Annotated in this window: 1 protein-coding gene; it reads right to left on the minus strand. The window is 54.6% G+C overall.

Translation table 11 applies throughout. The features are described 5' to 3' along the window. A partial coding sequence (locus ACFPYJ_RS33045; protein WP_379192847.1) for an aldo/keto reductase occupies window positions 1-816 on the minus strand: 816 nt, incomplete at its 3' end. Between the last annotated feature and the right edge of the window lie 16 nt (window positions 817-832).

Below are 832 nucleotides of genomic sequence, written 5' to 3' on the forward strand. Positions count from 1 at the left end.
CTCATTCATCTTGCGGTAACGTTTAGCGGCTTCGACGATCCCCGGCAGGAGACGGATGTCGCCTGCGCTCGCAAACCCGGTAATACCGGGATGAGAGAGTACGAAAGAGACGCAGTGGTCGGTAATCGACTGCTCATCGAAAGGCTCGTACCATGTTGCGTATTTCCGCTCAGCGCCTTCCGCCCACTCTCCTTTGGCCAAAGCTTTGATGACCATCAAACCGGTATTTTGACGTGTCGTCTCTTCCACCAGCTCATGAAAAATGCGCCGGTACTCCAGGTTCTGATATAGAATAAAGTTGAGCGGCGTCAATACCGTTTCAAACGGAAACCGGCGCAGCGCTTCCAGATGTACAGCCGGCGCGATATGACCGTGACCGGTAATCCCGATATGCTTAACCATGCCCTGTTCCTTCGCCCAAATAGCGGCTTCGAGCGCTCCGCCTTTGGCGGTAACCGCCTCAAGCTCTTCGAAACTCGTCACGGCATGGAGCTGCAGCAGGTCTACCTGATCGGTTTGAAGCCGGATTAAAGACTGCTCGATTTGCCGCATCGCCGGTTCTTTCCCGCGTTCTCCGGTTTTGGTAGCGAGAAAGATATCCTTGCGGATCTTAGGCATCCAGGGGCCCATCCGCAATTCGGCATCCCCGTAGCTGGCTGCCGTGTCGAAATGATTGATTCCCATGTCCAGCGCGTACTGAATCGATTCGTCCGCTTGTTCCTGAGTGACATTGCCCAAGCTGGCGGCTCCGTAAATGACAACCGTGCTTTCCTGATCGATCCGGCCCAGCTTGCGGCGTTCCAATTTGTTTTCCATCTGTTGATCGTCTCCT

This window comes from Paenibacillus solisilvae, assembly GCF_042656405.1.
GTDB lineage: Bacteria > Bacillota > Bacilli > Paenibacillales > Paenibacillaceae > Paenibacillus_Z > Paenibacillus_Z solisilvae.